The following is an 18,645-nucleotide window of genomic DNA, read 5'->3' on the forward strand; positions in this document are numbered from 1 at the left end:
TTTTTTGCTTACAGAGTGTGGCGCCCCAGAAATTGATAGGTGTCTTTGGGGAAGAGGTTCCACTCGCCGTAGAGTCCGAAGGCTTGCGAGCCGGTGAAAATGCCTTGCTTGCGGATGATCGTGCCGCCGTTTGGCAGGAATTGATTGTGCGAGTTCGGGTCGCCCAGCACGTCGACGACCTGACCGTTTTTCTTCAACACCAACGCGACCGTGTTAAAGCTTTGCGGGTTGTACAGCGAGAGTTCATCGTTGTAATAGGTGATGTTGGTGATATCAAAAGCATCGTAGAAAATCGAATCGATGAAGATGTACGGCATGTTCGGCCAAGTCGGGAAGATCGCTCTCGTCCAGACGTTCATGCTGTTCGTAGCCTTCATATACTGATGAACTTCAATCTCGTAGCCCTCTGCCTTGTGTGCAGGATCGCCGTCGCCTTTGTAGAACAGTTCGATGGCGATGCGCCCGTCTCCCCCATCGAGATACTCGGAGAAGAACAGTTCTGGCGCGCCTTGTGGTGTCGAAGTCACGTGGAGGACGACCGATCTGCCGTCCGCACCGACCAGCCAGACATACGGCATGGCAGCGGTGCCTGTCCAGACCTTGCCGCTCAACGTCGTCGGCCCGGTGAACGTGGAATCGGGAGTCCCTTCGTACACTTTGAAGGACGTTTGTCCGGGGAAGAGGGTCGACAGGTCGTAGCTCACATCTGCCACACCTTGCTTGGTGGCGATTTCGATGTAGCCGTTGGATACGGTGGGAGCGTTGCGCACGGCGAAGTTGTACGTCGCGGTGCCACCATGTCCGTCGTCGGCCGTGATCGTGACGGTGGTGCTGCCTGCCACGCTATCCGGTGTGAGCGTGAGCATCGAGCCCGCGACACTGATGTTGGCAATTTGCGGCGTGTCTGCTATGGCGGTGAACGTCATCGTGTCACCGTCTCCATCTTGGAACAAATTCGTCAGGTCAAAGCTACGGGCGTTGGTCACGCCGCTGGTCAAGACTTGCTCGTAGATTGTGCTGACCGCCACAGGCGCTTGGTTGTTGCCGACGGGGCCCGGTGCAGCCGTGACGGTCACGGAGATCGGTGCCGAGGTGACACCTCCGTGCCCATCGTCGACAGTTACCGTCACGGTCGTTTGACCTGCAGCCAGCGGAGTTAGCGTCAGTTGTTGGTTCGTGACAGAGACAGTCGCGATGTTGGTGTTCGCAGAAACTGCCGACAGGGTCAATGTGTCGTTGTCCGGGTCAGACAGGTAGGAACTCAAGTCCAGAACGGTCGGTGCATCCCCGACTTGCAGCGTTTGTGCAGGGAGCGCGCTGATCGCTGGAACGTCATTGACCGTCACATCGAACGAAGTGGTGACTTCTCCGCCGCGACCGTCCTTCGCTTTCAGTTGGATCGTGGTCGTGCCGGAAGTCAGCGCGTGTACAGTGGCTTGGGTGCCCGTCACGCTGACGGTTGCTTTCGTCGGGTCGGACGAAACGACTTCGTAGGTCAGCGCGTCGTTGTCTGGATCTTGGAACAGCGGAGCCAGATCCAGCGTGTAGTCTGCGCTGCCTACGGTGAGCGCTTGGTTGCTCGGTGTTTGTTGGACGACCGGTTGTTGGTTCGGAACGGGGGCGACCTGTAGTTGGAACGTCTTGGTCAATACACCGCCGCGACCGTCGGTCGCTTTTACCGTGACGGCCGTGGAGCCCACCTGTGCTGGAGTGAGCGTGAGTTGATCACTTGTCAGATTGAACGTCGCGATCGTCGGGTCTGCCACCGTGACCTGATAAGTCAGGGGGTCATTGTCAGCATCCGTGAACAGCGTGTTCAACGATAGCGAGACATCGCCCGTGCCGAGGATTTTCGTCTGATCCAGAATTCCGGCAGACGCAGGTGGCGCGTTGACCGTCACTTTAAAGTTCGTGCCCGTTCTCTTCCCGACTTGGTCGTCGGCGATGACCGAGATCGTCACGGTGCCTTTGCTGAGTGCGGTCAAGTTGATGATCGTGCCAGTGACGGTTGCTTTACAGATCGTGCTGTTCGTCGGCGACACCCCGTATAACAAGGCGCTTTGTTCTGCATCGGTGAAGTAGGCGCTGGCATCGATCTGCAGATCGCTGTCTCCTACCGTGAAGAACTGATTGGGAATCGACGAGAGCAAAATCGGCGCGGTGTTGGTGATTCCAACAGAAGGTGTTGCGCCGCTCACAGCAGCGGCTGGTACGCCGGCCGCCAGCGAAACGTTGGACACCTTCGTGTTGCTACTGACTTTTACAGAGGAGGCCGCGTTGTTCACTTGCAGGTTTCCGACGGTTCCTGTGCTGTTCAGAGTCACCGGAGCCGAGCTGTTGACGACGACATTGCCGATCTCCGCCTGTCCGGTCAGCGTGGTCGCTTGTGCGCTGTTGATCACAACCTGTTTCACGGAGCCCTGCAAGTTTACTTGTTGGGCTCCCGTGGCGAGGGTGACTTGTTGCAGGGTCGAAGTGGAATCGTTGGTGATCGTGGCATCGGAGGAGAGTGTCATCTGTTGCACGGAGCTGTTTCCAAGTGCCACCACGTGGACATCCTGCTTGGAGACCTCGACACTCTGCAATTGTGAAGCTTCGAACAGGACGGTATCTTGGTCGCCCCCTTGGATCAGGGTCTTGCCCTGCACCTGCAGATGATGGGCGGAGAAATCGTTGGTGAGTTCCGGTGTGATCTGGAAGTCGTGGGCTACGGTTAGGTTGCTGACAGTCAGGTAATTCCCGGCCAGAATCAAGTCCCCGTCAAGGGTTGCACCGTGACCGTCCAGCGTGAGGTTGCCGCTGAATTCGGCGGATTGCGCGGCTGCTGCCTGACCGCTGGCGTGCAATTCCAATTTGGTGATCGACTTGATCGTGCGGTCAACGGCTGTGAATTGTACCTTGGCCCCTTGTAAAATGGCGGAATTCTCCGGGTGCAACACGCCTTTTACCGAGTCGGAGAGCTGGTAGGCCACACCGTTGATCCAGACTTTCCCGTCCTCCACGCGCTGTAGAAACGCGGGACGTTCGGTGGGGAAAAACGTCGCCAGCAGCATCTCCGCGATGTCCTGTCGTTGTACGGGCGTGCTCGGTTGGAAGCCAGTTTCTACCGCCTGCATCGCACCTGCTTGGAGCGCGGTGTTGACGAAAGGTTGGGCCCAAGGACTGATGCCGTTCCAATCCTTGATGGAGGAGCTGTCGGTAGCGTCTGCGGACAGCGGGAGCTGGGCGGCGCGCATGAGCAGCACCGCCAGTTCCTCGCGATTGATGAAGTCTGTGGGACGGAACGAGCCGTTGCCGTCACCGACCATCATGCCCGCGTTGCGCACCGCTTCGATGTAGCGGCTTGCCCACCCGTTCGGCTGAACGTCCGAGTAGGTGGATGCTGTCGAGCCGAGCGGAAGTTGCAGCGCTTGGGTCAACAGGACCGCCATCTCCTCGCGGGTCAGAGTGTCAGCAGGGCGGAAACTGCCGGACGAATCACCGTGCAGGAGGCCCGCTTGCACCGCGCGTCGGATGCTGTCCTGACGTTCGGCTGACACGCCTTGCAGGTCGTGGAACAACAGGCTAGGTGTGGCGGACGTGACCGTTTTCTGCGTGGCATCTGTTGCCGCCGAGGCGGCGGATACGAAACTGTTCGGTGCCAAGATCGTGCTCATTGCGAGAGTTGCAATCAGCCAGTTGGTTCGTTGATTTTTCATAGAGATTCCTCACCCCAACTTGTACTTTTTGAAAGAGAGTGGCTTGCGGACTTAGGGGGTGTACTGGCCGAGGTCATCAACATTGTCGACCCCTTCATCGTTCCATTGCGCCGAATCATAGGCAGACGTAGTTCCATGAACAGTGCCACTGACACGACCCAGGGACTTGTGAGGCGTGAAGATCGCGATGTCGACAAGCACGTTATCATAAAAGAGATGAAGTTCAACCGGTTGGGAGTCATCCTCGTAGAAATTCATCATCGAATTGTAATCCACAGCTACGTCGCCAAAATAGAAGGATTCACCGATCGTGAACGTACCGCTAGCAGGGACCGTCGAATTCTCGATCACGATGGGAGCGCCACCGTTCATGCGCTCGATGCGAATCTTCGAGGCATCGAGCGGCTGGCCTGTCGGGTTGAACAGCTCAATAATTTGCAGATTGGGGTCATCCTGACCCCAGACGAGTTCGGAGAAGAACAGAGTCTTGATCTCTTCGACCGTGATCGTGAACGTGGTCTGTACAACGCCACCGTTGCCGTCATTAGCGGAGACGGTGATCGTTGTCGTGCCTGCTTGAAGCGGAGTGATGGCCAAGTCGTTTCCATCTACGGAGACCGTTGCGACGTCCGTTGCGGAGGACACCGCATCGAGGGTCAACATGTCGGCATCTGCATCTGTAAACACATTCGCGAGGCTGACCGACTGCGAGTTATCCCCCACCGTCACCGTGACCGGAGTGATCACATTTTGCACCGTCGGCGCATGGTTGACTGGAGGGAGCACCACCGGTTCGAAGGTGACATGGAACTTCACTTGTTCCGTACCGCCCTTGCCATCATCCGCAGTGACCGCAATCTCGGAAGTGCCCGCGTTGACCGGCGTGATCACCAACTGACTTCCGTTCACAACCACCGTCGCAACATTGGTGGCCGAGGACACAGCCGTATACGTCAGCGCATCTCCGTCCGCGTCAGCAAATACGTTCGCGACGCTCACCGTCATCGGGCCGCCTGTTACCACTTTCGTCAGATCGCCCGGTTGGGTGACCACAGTCGGTTTATGATTGACCGGCGTCGGTGCAGGAGTCGGGGTTGGCGATGGGGTCTGGTTCGAACGATCATCCACACCACCCTGAACGTCCTTGATCTGTCGCTTCACCTGATCGAGATTCTGAATCACCTGCGACAGTTTCACATTGTCCGGCAGTTGAATTTTCTCAATGGAAACGGAGTTGCCCACGACCACTTGCGCATGGATATTCGTGACTTGCAATTCTTGCAGTTTCCCGGTTCCGTTCAACGTGACTTTTTGATCGGTGTCGAGCACGACCTGTTTGACAGCCGAATCCAGAGTTACGCTGGAAACGCCCTTTTTCAAAACGACTTGTTGCAAGGCGTTCCCTTTGACCGCCACCTTGTCAGCCGCAATTCGCAAACTTCCGTCAAAAGTGGCCCCACTGGTGTCCAGCGTGACCCCGCTCTGCACGATCTCCAGTTCCGAAAGGTCGCCGACACTGCGGTTGGTGGATTTGTACTTCAGAACCGCCCCGACCAGCGCTTGCTGATTGCGATCCCCCAACAACTTCTTGAGCTTGTCGTCAACCAAAAACGGCTTGCCATCGATCGTGACCACATCGCCCTCGACCTTGGTGATCGTCGCCGAGCGTTCCCCTGATTGGAAGATGTCCAACAGGAAGCCCGCGATGTCTTGGCGTTGTACCAAGCCGGTCGGATTCAACTGCTCATCGGGCGTGTCGATCAAACCGAGCCGTACCGCCGCATCGACCGCGTCCCCTGCCCACGAGCTGACCTTGCCTTGGTCACGCAACTGCGTATCAAGACCGCCATGCGTGCCAACGGCATGGACAGCGCGGGCAAACACGGTCGCCAGCTCTTCACGAGTCAACGAATCATTCGGGCGGAACGACCCGCCATCACCGTTCATCAGCCCCGCTTGCTTCACAGCTTCGATGTACGCACTGCCCCAATCTCCTTGTGCAACGTCCTGATAGGACGACTTCGGGCCTGCTGGCAGCGGCAAGTTCAGTGCTCGCACCAACAGCGCCGCCAATTCTTGACGAGTCAAGGTCTCCCTCGGTCGGAATTGTCCGTTCGGGTCGCCATCGAGCAGACCTTGTTGCGACGCTTGGAGGATTGCATCCTGCTTGGCTTTTGCGACATCCCCTACATCCACAAACGAGCTCGATTTTGATGTATGTTCAGCCAAGGCTGCGGACGGGCTCATCGTCGTGGTCAGCACAAGCGTCGCCACCAGCCATTTTGCCATTTGTATCTTCATAAGTTCACGCTCCTAAAAGACTTTAGAATAACGATCATACTCCTACACTCTAATTATACCTTTCCTTTAACCATTCCTTCAATCGTAGAAAATGAAAAATAAGGGAACGTAATTTTTTGTAAAAACCTGTAGGTCTTGCACCAATCTTCCACGTACCCTAAGATGAAACTAACAAGAAACCACGTGAGGAGGAGACTTATGATTTCCTATCGCGCAAGAGACATCACCGTTTTCCAAAGCCAATTGCAACAAACGACCTCCACCGTACTGGTCACACCAGACCTCGTGCTCGTCGTCGATCCTTGCTGGTTACCCGAGGAAGTCGAGACGATTCGTCAACACGTGGAAGCGATCCGTGGTACGCGCCCGCTCTACCTGTTGTTCACCCATGCGGACTGGGATCATATCATCGGCTACCGAGCCTTCCCGGATGCGCTCGTCATCGCCAGCGCCGCCGTACATACCTATCCAGAAGCCCAGCGCCAACGCAAACTCTCCGCAATCGAAGACTTTTACAGTGAGAACTACATCGTCCCGCCCTATCCGGTCGAATTCCCGACCGTCGATCATATCATCGAACACGAGGGTCAGCAACTGACGATCGGGGAGACGACGATTACCTTCTACCATGCACACGGACATACATTCGATGGACTGTTCACCATCGTGGAGCCGCTTGGTGTCTTCCTCGCGGGCGACTATTTGTCGGACGCGGAGTTTCCCTTCATCTATTACAGCAGTACAGACTACGAGCGCACGATGCACAAAGTCGAGCACATCCTCCAGCACCACGAAGTCTCGTTGCTCGTCCCTGGACACGGTTCCATCACCGAGGATTGCGGCGAGATTCGCCGCCGTCAACAGGAGTCACTTTCCTACATCGCCCAAGTCCGGGATTGCATCCTCCACGACCGTCCAGAGGAATTGCGCACCATGATTGAGCACTGGACATTCGCGCGCACGTTCCCGCGCTTCCACCAAGACAACATCAACCTGATCACCCGCGAGCTTCGTCCATGAAAAAAGTCGTCGTCGCCCCCGACTCCTTCAAAGGGTCGCTCACTGCCCGTGAACTTTGCCAAGCGATGCGCACTGGAATCCTGCGCGTCTTCCCAGATGCCGACGTCGTCATGTTGCCGCTTGCGGACGGCGGCGAAGGTACGATGGAGACGCTGATTCTAGCCACAGGCGGCCATTCCGTACAAGTCGAGGTCACCGACCCACTCGGGCGGCCCCTCAAGGCCCACTATGGCGCACTCGGTGAATTCACTGCCCGAAACGGCAACAACAGCGACAGTAGCAATGGGCTTGCCCACACCAACCCAAGTCTGGTTGTCATCGAACTCGCACAAGCCTCGGGGCTGCCGTTGCTGGCTCCAGAGGAGCGGAACCCGCTGGTCACGACCACGTATGGGACGGGGGAGCTGATCCGGCATGCGTTGGATGCTGGGCATCGAAACTTCCTGATCGGGCTCGGAGGAAGTGCGAGCAACGATGGTGGGGCAGGACTCTTGGAAGCGTTGGGACTGCGCTTGCTGGATGCACAGGGTCAGCCCCTCCCGCGCGGAGGCGGGGCATTGGCCCGCTTGCAGCAGCTCGACGCGAGCGGGCTTGACCCGCGCCTTCAAGAGTCCACTTTCACAATCGCGACCGACGTCCAGAACCCGTTGACCGGCCCCACCGGAGCCTCTGCTATCTTTGGTCCCCAAAAGGGGGCGACCCCAGAGCAGGTCGCCCAACTAGATGAGGCACTTTGGCACTTTGCCAACCACCTCAACCACACCACCCAACACCAAAACACCACCGACAAAAAAGACCTGCACACCCACCCTGGTGGAGGAGCAGCAGGCGGCGCTGGCGCCGGACTGCTGGCCTTTTTCCCCTGCGAGATGCGCTCTGGCATTGAAGTGATGCTGGAAGCAGGGCACTTCAAGCAGCACCTGCAAGATGCGGACCTCGTCCTGACGGGTGAGGGTCGCCTCGATGCCCAGACCTTATCGGGCAAGACGATTGCCGGTGTCTGCCAAGCGGCTGCGACATCTCAAGTCCCGGTGATTGCCCTCTGTGGAAGTGCCATCCTGACGGGTGGGGAGATGGATGAACTCGGCCTGCAGGCCGCATTTTCCCTCGTCCCCGGCCCATGCACCCTCGACGAAGCGTTGCAACATGCTGCAGTCTGGGCAACCGAGCGCACCGAACAAATCCTGCGCCTACTCCGCTAATTCGCTAGATCGCCAACGAACAGGCCACCTTTGCGGAGGGTGGGGATATCGTTGGAGGAGCGAGTTCTCCAATGAGGTGATTTTCCTCATTGGGGTGTCTGAGCGGGGCAACGATATCCCCGCCCGGAGCCACCACCCAAGCAACGCACCCGTCCACCAAAGCCCCCATGCAACCCAAACACACAAACTGCAAAGGAGCCCCCCCATGAAAATCGCCATAGCAGGTGGAAGTGGCTTTATCGGCCAACATCTCATCGAGAGTTTCCTGCGTGACCAGCACGAAATCTACCTCATCTCGCGTAAAAAACAGCCCACCCACGACCCCTCGCTCACCTCCCTCACTTGGAGCGACCTCGCACTAACCCCGCACCTCCTCGAAGGGGTTGACGCGATTATCAACCTAGCCGGCGAGTCGATCAACCAGCGCTGGACAGCCGACGCGAAACACCGTATCCTGCAATCCAGACTCGAAACAACCGGGCAGATCGCCGACCTCGTCGCGAAACTAACCCGCAAACCACAAGTGATCATCAACGCATCCGGCATGTCGATCTACGGCCTCTCCGAAACTGCGACCTTCGATGAAACCAGCCCGCATGTCCACGACCACTTCCTCTCCGACGTCGTCGAGCAGTGGGAACAAGCCGCCCACCAGATCCCAGCTACCCGCGTCGTGACCTTGCGAGTTGGCATCGTGCTCGGCATGGACGGAGGAGCATTTCCCAAAATGTTTATGCCCTACAAACTGTTCGTCGGCGGCAAAGTCGGGAGTGGTCGCCAGTGGTTGTCATGGATTCATGTAGAGGACATGGTGCGCCTCATCCAGTTCTGCATCGAGAACCCGCAGATCACCGGCCCTGTCAACGGAACCGCCCCCACCCCACTGCGCAACGACGACTTCGGCCGGGTCGTAGGCCAAGTAGCTGGGCGACCGCACTGGCTACCGGTGCCCGCGTTCATGATGAAACTGCTGTTCGGCGAGCTATCCGTCCTCTTGCTCCAAGGGCAGAAAGTCTTGCCCCAGAAACTCCTCGACCACGGGTTTCAATTCCGCTACCCGACCCTCGAACCCGCCCTGCACCACCTGCTCCATCACTAAAAAAGCCTGCCAAGCAGACACATCTGCTCGGCAGGCTTTTCCCCCAATCCCCTTTAAAACATCAACTTCAACAAAGACCCATAAACCAACGCCACCACCACAAACGACAGCGGCACCAAGATCCGAAACGACTTGTGCTGGGTCTTGTGCCGAAACTTCTCCATCCCGAGCGAGATCCCGATACACCCGCCGACAAACGAGAGCAAGAACAGCGTCCGTTCCGGCACCCTCCGCCCGTGGCGTTTCGCTTGCCGCTTGTCATAGCCCATCAAAACAAACGAATACACATTCAACACCGCAAACAAACCGACGACAAATAAAATGCCCATGCTACTTCCCATCCCCCCGCAACCGTTGGAATTGCAGATACGAATACACCATCGGGAACACCAACATCGACCCGGCAAACACCGTCCCAAACACCCACGCCGCCACCACATTCGGCAGGAACGCAGCGATCACCGAGACTAACCCCGTCACCACAATCAACGGACCGCTCGCCCGATGCGTCCGGCGCCAGACCTCCTCATCAGCAAGCGTCCACGGCGTCTTGATCCCAATGAAATAATTGTAGCGAACCTGCCCCATGTAATTCCCGATCACGATAAAAAACAACCCCAGCCCGACCAGCGCGAACATCTGCATCGAGAACGCGTACCCGAGATTGAAAAAAATCGTCGCCCCCATCGCCGCCGACAGGATCAAGGTGATCCCGAGTCGAAAAATATCATACACATGTTCAAACTTCTCATAGTTTTCCGAACGCGGATCAATCCGTCGCGTCACCTTCATCAACATCGGCAACCCCAACGTCAACAACGCCATCAGAGCGAGAAATGAGCCCTTCCCCTGCCACCCATCCGCCTCCCCCTGCATGCCAAAGTGGGTCGCCATCGTCTCGGGCAGTCGATCATAGACCAGCACTCCATATCCAAACGGCAGGAGCCCGATCACGGCAAGCATGATGTCGGTGACGCCCCACTTCATCTGCGACTTCATCGGCTCACATCCCCTTTCTTCTCATCATCAGTACCCAGAACTTCTAAAAACCAGCCTACCACTTCCTGCACCACCGTCGTGTTCAACGAATAGACGATGTGCTGCCCGCGTCGCTCATCGAGGACGAGCCCTGCAGACTTGAGAGAATTTAAATGGTGAGAGATACTCGGCTTCGTCATCGAAAACTGCTCCGCGATCTCGCCCGCTGTAAGATCCCGCTCCCGCAACAACTTGATAATCTGTCGGCGAGTCGGGTCGGACAACGCCTTGAACGACTCGTTCATACGATCCCTCTCCCTTAGACATTTAGAGAATCATCTAAATCGATCATATGCCTTCCCCACACACTTGTCAATTTTGTCACAGAACTGCAATCATTCCCCTGTAACCACTCTGTCCCATCTGGGTCAAATTATACAACATTTCTGAACATGCTAAGGAGGCTCCGCTGATGAAAAACATATCGCTCGTCCGGTTTCTCGACCTGCTCAACGAACGCCGCGCGGCCTACGGACTGCGCTCCCTCGACCTCCAACCGGTCACCTTCGTTCACGACATCGCGCCCGAGCCAAAAATGACGCTCGACATCCTCTATGAGCTGACCCAGAAATTGAACATCAAGATCACGCGCAACTCCCTGCGCAGCGACTTCCTCTCGCCCTACCTGCGCTTCAACCTCCAAGACATCTACGAAGCCTTCCAACGCCTCGTCGCCGAACGGATGCACCAACGCCATCGCAAAATCTGGTACACCGTCGCGTATGCCCTAGCAGCGGTCACCCTCTATGAATTGTTCGTCGAGATCGCCGTCTTGCAAGTGATCCTGCTCGCCTGCATCACCTCAGGAATCTTCCAGTACCTACAAGGCTCCTCTTCCTAAAAAAAGGCCCGACCCGCATCGAGGGTCGAGCCTTTTTTCCACTAGCGCAACGACTGGACAAATCGCTCCATCCGATCCAACGCTTCCTGCAACGCTTCCATCGAGTACGCATAGGACAACCGGATGTACCCTTCGCCATAATCTGAGAAGGCATCCCCCGGCACCACGGCCAGTTTCTCCGTCTCCAGCATGCGCAGACAGAACTCGAATGACGGCAGACCGAACTCCTGCACCGATGGGAACAAGTAGAACGCCCCCTCCGGCTTCTCGCACGCCAGCCCCATCGCAAGCAGACGGTCATACACATAGTCGCGGCGCTTGAGATACTCCGCACGCATCGGAAGCGCGTCATCCACACCGTTCGTCAGCGCCTCTAACGCGGCAAACTGCGAGATCGAGGACGCACAACTGACACTGTACTGATGCACTTTGATCAGATGTTGCGAGATCTCTGCCGGGGCCAATGTGAACCCGATCCGCCAGCCGGTCATCGAGTGTGACTTGGAGAGCCCGTTGATGACGATCGTCTTCACCCGCATCCCCGGCTCGTTGGCAATCGAATGATGACCCTGTTCCCCATACACCAACTCGCTGTAAATTTCATCAGACATCACGAAAATCTCGCGGTCGCGCAACAGGTCTGCAATCGCTGCCAAGTCAGCGCGCTCCAGCACCACACCCGTCGGATTGGACGGATAGGGCAGGAGCACAGCGCGGGTCTTGTCGGTCAGTTTCGCCCGAATCCCTTCCGCTGTCAGCTTGAACCCGGTTTCCCGCGTATCGACATAGACGGGGATCGCACCACATTGCTTGACGATCGGCTCGTAGCCCGGATAGACCGGCCCGGGGAGAATCACTTCCACCCCTGGTTCGAGGATGGTGCGCAGCGTGACGTCGATGGCTTGCGAAGCTCCATTGGTCACGATCACCTCTGTCGCCGGGTCGTAGTGTTGACCATAGCGCGTGGCGACAAACTGGCAAGCGGCGCGACGCAGATCGAGCAGGCCCGCATTGAGCGTGTAGACCGTTTGGTTCTGCTCGATCGCTCGCTTCGCCGCTTCCTTGATATGCTCAGGCGTCGGGAAGTCCGGCTGCCCAAGGGTCAGCGAGATCGCGTCCTCGTAGGCGGCGACGCGCATTGAAAATTTACGGATGCCGGAGACTTGAATCTCCCGCACATGCTGATTGACTAGATGCTCCATCCTGTTCATCCCTCTCCTGCTGTCAGGCTCATGGCTCCATCGTATCACACTCCTCCTCGAAAAAGGGAAGTCCCCGCGTGCGGGAACTTCCCTTTTTTCTGCGCTTAGTTGAACGGGATGTTGACTTTGGAAACGGAGCCTTCCGTCGTGCCTGCATTCACGCGCAAGGAGGTCGCCGTGTTGCCAATCGCGTTCCAGACTTGGACGCGAACCTTGCCGTTGCTGAGGTTGGAGAAGGCACCGGTCGCGGACTTCAGACCTTGGGCTTGCGTGTAGTCCTCCCAGTTTGCCACGTCATTGGTCGGGAAGTACTGGAACGTTTCCGTGCGATCCCACGTTCCGTCGCCAGTGAAATCATACTGAACTTGTGCCTGTACACCGTCCGCGATGTTCACGCCAGCATCGACGAACAGGTCAAACCCGGTGGATTTGGTGGAATCGTAGGTGCCGTTCAGACCGGTGATCGTGTAGATCGAAGGATTGGTCGGCGTGCCATCGTGGTTGACCCCGCCACCCGAGGCGATCGTGTCGGACGATGCGCCAGACCCGGCGGTCGTGCTGAGCACACCGCCGCTTTTTACATACAGCACGTTGCCCGTGGTGGTACCACCGCCGCCACCGCCACCGTTGACAGCCGCAGATGTCGCGATCGAATTCGCCGGGACGCTGAGCGTTTTCCCGTCTGAGAACGTGACGGTTTTTACCGTGCTGCTGGCGTTGTAGGCGACGTAATTGCGGGTGGTGCCTTTTTTGTAGACGGCATAGAGCGGGGTGTTCGCCGTCACCGAGGTATCGATCTGTCCGAGCGCGTTCATCTCATGCAGGAAGTGGTAGGTGTGCGCCTTCGATTCGCCCTCTTCCGGGATGTACCCCGGATTGGCGTTGTACAGCGCGATCGCACCTGCCGGATCGTACATCGCTTGGTACTCCCAGAGGATGTCGGCCCAGGAACTCCACGCATTGGAGTTGCCGTTTTCCGTTTTCAACTGGGTAATCCAGTTGCTGGAGTACGCGGGCGAGTACCCGAGGTAGTTGGACGCAGGTGTGACCGGCAGGACGTTGATGCCGCGAATCTTCTGAATGTCTGCGGTGAACCAGGTTGCATAGTCGGCCTTGCCACCCCAGATCATCGAAGCGTAGTTGTGGTTGAAGCCCGGCTTGAAATTCGTGCCGTCGATGTTGAACCAGTACTGGTTGATCGCTTGGGTCTCCGTCGTGTACAGGTAGATCCCGAGGTCGCGAATCTGCGTGTTGCCGGTCTGCTCGCCCCAGAGGATGAGCGCCGCCCATGCATTGGCTGCTTCCGAAGAGGATTCTTGGTTGTTGCCATCTGCAAACATCGCGTGTCCCGCTGCCCACGAATGACCTGCATACGGGTCAAAGTTGCGCAGGAACGGGAACGAGGTATCGGTGCGATCCCAGTTCGCGAAGTCCTTGATCAGCAGATTGACCATGCCGCCCCAATTGGCAGTTGTCGCCCAGCTCGGGTTGTTGCGCGCCACTTCGGCCGCCGCGCGAATCCAGTAGCCATAATGGAAGTGGTGATCGTTCAATTCGTTGTTCGATCCATAGCTTGCTGGGTAGCCGATCAGCGTGCCCCAGTTGTTGTCGTAGTAGAACAGGTTGTTCGCTTTGGCAGCCCCGCTGCTGTCGGTCGCTTTCAAGTACGTGCTGAGCGTGCTCTCGAGGAACGACTCGAAGTTGCTGACCGCCGCTGTATTGCCGAGCTGTTGCGCGACCGGGATCAGGTTGGAGATGCGTTGCAGGTATTTACCGCCCCAGTACGTGTCGGGCGAAGTGCCTGCGTTGTGGTTGTTCGCTTCCGTGCGCACTTGTTCCACGTAGCTGTTGAGGGTGGCATTGTCATACGTGCCGACGGGTGGCAAGTACGGGGTGATCCCTTGGTAGGTCAGCGCGGTGTTGAAGGAGGAACCGGTGATCGTCTTCAGCGTGCCTCGGATGCTGTCATAGGTGTAGCTGGACAGCGGCGTGGTCGCGGATTTCCATTGGTGCGGGTAGAGTGCCATGATCGTGCCGGTCTGGGTGCCTTCTTTGGCTGTCGTCGTGATGTTGTAGGTGGTGTTGACTTTCGACGTGGCGGCGTTGTACGACCAGTTGACTTTGGTGTCTGTGACAAACGAGTACGCGTAGGTTTTGTACGCATTCAAGGTCGCCGCCGTATTGTCGGGCAGCAGGGCGATCGAGAGATAGTCTTTGCCACCCAAATTGTTGCTCAAAGTCGATGTGCCGACCCCCGACCAAGCCGAACCGGTCGGGCCGAACAGCGCGTAGTGATGACCGTTGATGGTGATCCCGAGCACGTTCGAACCGTTGGCTCCCGACCAGACGGTCGGCGCACTGGCAAAGGTGAGCTTCGGCGTGCTGTTCACGAACGTGCTGTAGACGAACGGCAAGCCGTGTCCCGACGTCACACGCATCGAGTTGGTGCCGTTGCTGAACAACATCGAGACCGTCCAGTCCGAATAGCCATCGACTTTGGTGTCTGGATACGTCCCCGCCGAGGAGCTAAGCGTCAGGTCATTCGCCATCGAGCCGAACATCGTGTTCGTCGATCCGACTTGTGTGGGATAGCCCAGTTTCAAGCCTGCTTGCGCCGCTTGCACCGACAGCGGGTGTGGGAACATCGCATCTGAGTACTGCTCCCATGCCACCGAACTCCACCAATCGTTGGTCGGCATCGCGCCCGTGACATTGGCCGTCTTGTAGATCGCGCCTTGCACGCCTGTCTGTCCAGCGGGGAGCGTGTTGGTGTAACTCCCAGCTCCGACCGTGACCGTTCCGGCCCATGCTCCTGTTGTTGGCAGCGTCAGCGCCGCCACCGTCATCAACGACGTACCGACTCCCACCCAGTTGCGCGTTTTCTTTTTCATGTGAAATCCTCCCTTTTTCTATTTATGTTCACATCCGCCTTGCCCCGGCATCAATCACAGCATCACCCCTTTCAAGAGGATGGCGCGTCCGATGTCGCTCTGGTTGGTTGGACTCCGTTGTCCGCAATCGTTCGCGCAAACCACAGCGCGCTGTCCTTCGGGATGCGTCGCTGGGTCTCATAATCCACATACACGATGCCAAATCGCTTCGAATACCCAAATGCCCATTCGAAATTGTCGAGGAACGACCAGACGTAATAGCCTTTCAGATTGCCGCCCTCCGCGACAAACTGCTGGCAAGCTTCGAGATGCTCATGCAAGTAGCGCACCCGCTCGGGGTCATGCACAGCATCGCCGGTTATCTGATCCGGATACGCCGCACCATTTTCCGTGATGTACAACGGCAGGCGTCCGGTGTATTCCTGTTCCAAGCGTTTCAAGAGACGATACAACGATTCAGGATGCACCTCCCAGCCCATGTCGGTGACAGGCCCGCGGGCTTCGTCAAAGGAGATGCCGAGCAGCGCGTTGTCGGCGCCTGCCTTCGAGATGTTGCGGCTGTAGAAATTCACGCCGAGGAAGTCGATCGGCACCGCGATCGTCTCGAGGTCACCCGGTTGGATGCAAGCTAACGGCCCGAACTGCTCCCCGAACCACTCAATCATGTCCACAGGATAGTGCCCCTTGAACAGCGGGTCGAGGAACCAACGGTTGGCATACCCATCCCAACGCGAGGCCGCGATCACATCTGCCGGAGCGTCGCTCGCCGCATCCGTCGGCGTGAAATTCAAGGTGATCCCGATCTCGCCCGTCAGCCCCATGTCGCGATACGCTTGCACCGCCAACCCGTGCGAGAGCAGCAGATGGTGGGAGCTGATCAACGCTTCTCGCCAATCTTGATGCCCTGGCGCATGGACGCCTTCCCCGTAGCCGAGAAATGCCGCACACCACGGCTCGTTGTGCGTGATCCAGACTCCAACATCCCGACCCAACTCGCGGAACAGCGTCGTCGCGTAGTCCACAAAGTGCAGGACCGTATCGCGATTGGCCCACCCGCCCTCTGCTTGCGCCCAGGACGGCAGATCCCAGTGGTAGATCGTGGCGGCAGGTTGAATGCCTCTGGCCTTCAGCTCGCGGATCAGCCGCTTGTAAAATTCCAAGCCCGCTTGGTTGAACACGCCCTTCTCCGGGAACAGACGCGACCACGAAATCGAGAAACGGTACGCTTGCACGCCAAGTTCCTTCATTAAATGCACATCTTCTGGATAGCGGTGGTAGTGGTCGCAGGCCACGTCACCGGTATGACCTTCGAACACCTTGCCCGGTGTGCGTGCGAAGTCATCCCAGATCGAGGGTGAGCGACCCCCTTCCTGCGCCGCTCCTTCTATTTGATAGCTGGCGGTTGCCACACCCCACAGAAAATCCTTCGGAAATTGTTTCATGACGGCCACACTCCTTCTCGATCAGTTCAAAAAACTAGCCTTTGACCGCCCCTGCTGTCATCCCGCGAATGAAGTACTTCTGCGTCAGGAAAAACGTCAGCAGCACCGGCAGCGTCGAAACAGCGGCGGCCGCCATCAACAGGTCAAAACGGTTCTGGTACTGCCCGACATACAGTCGGATTCCAACCGGGATGGTCTGCACATCGGAAGTCGTCGTCATCACCCACGCGAACATCAATTCATCCCATGCGGTGAGGAACACGTACACAGCAGTGGCGATGATGCCCGGCACGGAGAGCGGCAGGATCACTTTGCGAAACGCTTGGAAGCGCGTGCATCCGTCGATCAGCGCCGACTCCTCCAGATCGCGGGGCACCGAGACGAAAAAGCTCCGCATGATCCAGATGCTCATCGGTGTATAGAAGGCCGTGTAGATCAAGATCATGCCCCAGTAGGTATTGATCATCGGCAGGCCGATGTTTTTATCAATTTGCCAGAACAGCAGATAGATCGGAACCAAGAACAGAATACCGGGGATCATCTGTGTCGAGACCACGCTCATGCCAAACAGATTGGAACCGGGGAACTTGAAGCGTGCCAGCGCATAGCCGGCCATCACCGCGAAGGCGGTCGAGAGGATCGTGGTCGCGCCGCAGATCAGCAGGCTGTTTTTGAAATACCCAAAGTAATTGATCGTCTGCCAAAGCTGCAGGTAGTTCCCCCATTGCAAGTGATCGAGCGTCATCGCGCGCACGCCGCCAAGGATCTCCTCGTTGGAGTGGATCGACGTCCAAACCATCCAGAGGATCGGGAACAGGTTGACCAGCACGAACAGCCAGGTGACCACATTGAGCGTCAGGTTCCGCGCACGTTTTGCCGTCAAGGTGTTCATTGCATCATCATCTCCTTTCGGAATGCGCGGTACCAGATGCTCACCACGATCAGCATGAACAGCATGAGGATGAACGATGCCGCAGAACCCGTGCCAAATGCCCAGTATCCGAACGTCTGCCGCACCAACGCGGTCATCAGCAGATCGCCCCATTCACCGGGATACCCGGCTCCATTGCCAAACATCATCGCGACGATGTTGTAGGAGTACACGTTGGCGATGATCTGGAACAGCAGTTGAATCGCGATGATCGGACGTAACAAAGGCAGGGTGATGTGCCAGAACTGCCGCAGAACATTCGCTCCGTCGATTTTCGCCGCTTCATAGAGCTCCTCCGGGATCGTCTGCAACCCGGCGAGGAACACCACCATCAGGAACGGCCAACTGCGCCAGATCGTCGGGATGATGATCGCCCACAGCGTGTTGGAGCCGATCAACCAGAACGGCTTGTCGCTGGCGAGATGCAGGACATCGACCAGCAAGGTATTAATCACGCCATTGTCCTTCTGCCACATGAAGCCCCAGAGAATCCCGACCACATAGGAAGGCACGACCCACGGCAGCAACAGCGTGGTGCGGGCAAATCCCTGCCCCGGAAACTTGCGGTTCATCAGCAGGGCTCCCATCATCCCCACCGCGAGCGTCCCGATCGTCACGGCGAAACTGTAGAGCACGGTGTTGCGCACCGCGATGCCCAGTCCCGCCCGCACCGGATTGCCCGGGTCGAACAGCACATCCTTGTAGTTCTGCAAACCGACCCACGGCGCGTTCAGATACTGAGCGAGCGTAAATTGGTTGAGTTTCAAAAACGACATCCAAATCCCTTGGACCATCGGGAAAAAGTGAATCGCCACCATGAACACCAGGGCCGGCAGCACCAGCGCATAGGCGAAGCGGTATTCCCGCCACCCCCGTCGCAGCCGCGCCCAACGCGTGGGGCGGCGGACAGGCGGGTGAGGATGCGGAGCGTGGTGGAGCTGCGGTTGTTCTTGCATCGTCATCCCTTCCTTCGTCTACGG

General features: G+C 57.5%; 14 protein-coding genes. 4 read left to right on the top strand and 10 right to left on the bottom strand.

Annotated elements, in window-relative coordinates:
* Positions 1-8: 8 nt before the first annotated feature.
* Positions 9-3,698, bottom strand: a complete 3,690-nt coding sequence (locus C7459_RS05755; RefSeq protein WP_109687289.1) for an S-layer homology domain-containing protein — start codon at positions 3,696-3,698, stop codon at positions 9-11.
* A gap of 51 nt (positions 3,699-3,749) precedes the next feature.
* On the bottom strand, positions 3,750-5,999 hold the full coding sequence (locus tag C7459_RS05760; RefSeq protein WP_109687292.1) for an S-layer homology domain-containing protein: 2,250 nt from the start codon (positions 5,997-5,999) through the stop codon (positions 3,750-3,752).
* A 198-nt stretch (positions 6,000-6,197) separates the two neighbouring features.
* Here C7459_RS05760 and C7459_RS05765 point away from each other — a divergent pair, with 198 nt between their 5' ends.
* The 3 genes from C7459_RS05765 to C7459_RS05775 all read left to right on the top strand — a co-directional run bounded on the left by C7459_RS05765 (position 6,198) and on the right by C7459_RS05775 (position 9,320).
* The gene (locus C7459_RS05765; RefSeq protein WP_170119294.1) at positions 6,198-7,019 is read left to right on the top strand and encodes an MBL fold metallo-hydrolase; all 822 of its coding nucleotides are present in this window, start codon (positions 6,198-6,200) and stop codon (positions 7,017-7,019) included.
* The gene (locus C7459_RS05770; RefSeq protein WP_109687296.1) at positions 7,016-8,221 is read left to right on the top strand and encodes a glycerate kinase; all 1,206 of its coding nucleotides are present in this window, start codon (positions 7,016-7,018) and stop codon (positions 8,219-8,221) included. The genes C7459_RS05765 and C7459_RS05770 overlap by 4 nt, the downstream gene beginning before the upstream one ends.
* A gap of 205 nt (positions 8,222-8,426) precedes the next feature.
* Positions 8,427-9,320, top strand: coding sequence for a TIGR01777 family oxidoreductase (locus tag C7459_RS05775; RefSeq protein WP_109687298.1), 894 nt, complete (start codon positions 8,427-8,429; stop codon positions 9,318-9,320).
* 53 nt (positions 9,321-9,373) lie between these two features.
* Here C7459_RS05775 and C7459_RS05780 read toward each other — a convergent pair whose 3' ends face one another.
* From C7459_RS05780 to C7459_RS05790, 3 genes are read right to left on the bottom strand one after another with little or no spacing between them, the layout of a single operon-like run.
* Complete coding sequence (locus tag C7459_RS05780) at positions 9,374-9,649, bottom strand: DUF1294 domain-containing protein (RefSeq protein WP_245884405.1); 276 nt, start codon at positions 9,647-9,649, stop codon at positions 9,374-9,376.
* A gap of 1 nt (position 9,650) precedes the next feature.
* Positions 9,651-10,319, bottom strand: coding sequence for an SdpI family protein (locus C7459_RS05785; RefSeq protein WP_109687302.1), 669 nt, complete (start codon positions 10,317-10,319; stop codon positions 9,651-9,653).
* The gene (locus C7459_RS05790; protein ID WP_109687304.1) at positions 10,316-10,603 is read right to left on the bottom strand and encodes an autorepressor SdpR family transcription factor; all 288 of its coding nucleotides are present in this window, start codon (positions 10,601-10,603) and stop codon (positions 10,316-10,318) included. The genes C7459_RS05785 and C7459_RS05790 overlap by 4 nt, the downstream gene beginning before the upstream one ends.
* Positions 10,604-10,770: 167 nt before the next feature.
* On the opposite strand from C7459_RS05790, the gene C7459_RS05795 reads away from it, so the two are divergent.
* Positions 10,771-11,199, top strand: coding sequence for a hypothetical protein (locus C7459_RS05795; protein ID WP_109687307.1), 429 nt, complete (start codon positions 10,771-10,773; stop codon positions 11,197-11,199).
* Between the two features lie 41 nt (positions 11,200-11,240).
* Here the strand turns inward: C7459_RS05795 and C7459_RS05800 are convergent, their stop codons facing one another.
* The 5 genes from C7459_RS05800 to C7459_RS05820 all read right to left on the bottom strand — a co-directional run bounded on the left by C7459_RS05800 (position 11,241) and on the right by C7459_RS05820 (position 18,621).
* Positions 11,241-12,401: an aminotransferase A gene (locus C7459_RS05800; protein ID WP_211320345.1), complete on the bottom strand. Its 1,161-nt coding sequence runs from the start codon at positions 12,399-12,401 to the stop codon at positions 11,241-11,243.
* Positions 12,402-12,505: 104 nt separating this feature from the next.
* On the bottom strand, positions 12,506-15,292 hold the full coding sequence (locus tag C7459_RS05805) for a glycosyl hydrolase (protein WP_211320346.1): 2,787 nt from the start codon (positions 15,290-15,292) through the stop codon (positions 12,506-12,508).
* Between the two features lie 71 nt (positions 15,293-15,363).
* Positions 15,364-16,734 carry a GH1 family beta-glucosidase gene (locus C7459_RS05810; RefSeq protein ID WP_109687311.1) on the bottom strand — a complete coding sequence of 457 codons (1,371 nt, stop codon included), beginning with the start codon at positions 16,732-16,734 and terminating at the stop codon, positions 15,364-15,366.
* Between the two features lie 34 nt (positions 16,735-16,768).
* Positions 16,769-17,626, bottom strand: a complete 858-nt coding sequence (locus tag C7459_RS05815; protein ID WP_109687313.1) for a carbohydrate ABC transporter permease — start codon at positions 17,624-17,626, stop codon at positions 16,769-16,771.
* Complete coding sequence (locus C7459_RS05820; RefSeq protein ID WP_109687315.1) at positions 17,623-18,621, bottom strand: carbohydrate ABC transporter permease; 999 nt, start codon at positions 18,619-18,621, stop codon at positions 17,623-17,625. Before C7459_RS05820 ends, C7459_RS05815 begins: the two co-directional genes overlap by 4 nt.
* Positions 18,622-18,645: the final 24 nt, after the last annotated feature.

Origin of the sequence: Tumebacillus permanentifrigoris, assembly GCF_003148565.1 — a bacterium.
Lineage (GTDB): Bacteria > Bacillota > Bacilli > Tumebacillales > Tumebacillaceae > Tumebacillus > Tumebacillus permanentifrigoris.

Coding starts and splice junctions, on each gene's coding strand:
- C7459_RS05755 (WP_109687289.1), bottom strand. CDS start 3,698: ATGAAAAATCAACGAACCAACTGGCTGATTGCAACTCTCGCAATGAGC.
- C7459_RS05760 (WP_109687292.1), bottom strand. CDS start 5,999: ATGAAGATACAAATGGCAAAATGGCTGGTGGCGACGCTTGTGCTGACC.
- C7459_RS05765 (WP_170119294.1), top strand. CDS start 6,198: ATGATTTCCTATCGCGCAAGAGACATCACCGTTTTCCAAAGCCAATTG.
- C7459_RS05770 (WP_109687296.1), top strand. CDS start 7,016: ATGAAAAAAGTCGTCGTCGCCCCCGACTCCTTCAAAGGGTCGCTCACT.
- C7459_RS05775 (WP_109687298.1), top strand. CDS start 8,427: ATGAAAATCGCCATAGCAGGTGGAAGTGGCTTTATCGGCCAACATCTC.
- C7459_RS05780 (WP_245884405.1), bottom strand. CDS start 9,649: ATGGGCATTTTATTTGTCGTCGGTTTGTTTGCGGTGTTGAATGTGTAT.
- C7459_RS05785 (WP_109687302.1), bottom strand. CDS start 10,319: ATGAAGTCGCAGATGAAGTGGGGCGTCACCGACATCATGCTTGCCGTG.
- C7459_RS05790 (WP_109687304.1), bottom strand. CDS start 10,603: ATGAACGAGTCGTTCAAGGCGTTGTCCGACCCGACTCGCCGACAGATT.
- C7459_RS05795 (WP_109687307.1), top strand. CDS start 10,771: ATGAAAAACATATCGCTCGTCCGGTTTCTCGACCTGCTCAACGAACGC.
- C7459_RS05800 (WP_211320345.1), bottom strand. CDS start 12,401: ATGGAGCATCTAGTCAATCAGCATGTGCGGGAGATTCAAGTCTCCGGC.
- C7459_RS05805 (WP_211320346.1), bottom strand. CDS start 15,292: ATGAAAAAGAAAACGCGCAACTGGGTGGGAGTCGGTACGTCGTTGATG.
- C7459_RS05810 (WP_109687311.1), bottom strand. CDS start 16,734: ATGAAACAATTTCCGAAGGATTTTCTGTGGGGTGTGGCAACCGCCAGC.
- C7459_RS05815 (WP_109687313.1), bottom strand. CDS start 17,626: ATGAACACCTTGACGGCAAAACGTGCGCGGAACCTGACGCTCAATGTG.
- C7459_RS05820 (WP_109687315.1), bottom strand. CDS start 18,621: ATGCAAGAACAACCGCAGCTCCACCACGCTCCGCATCCTCACCCGCCT.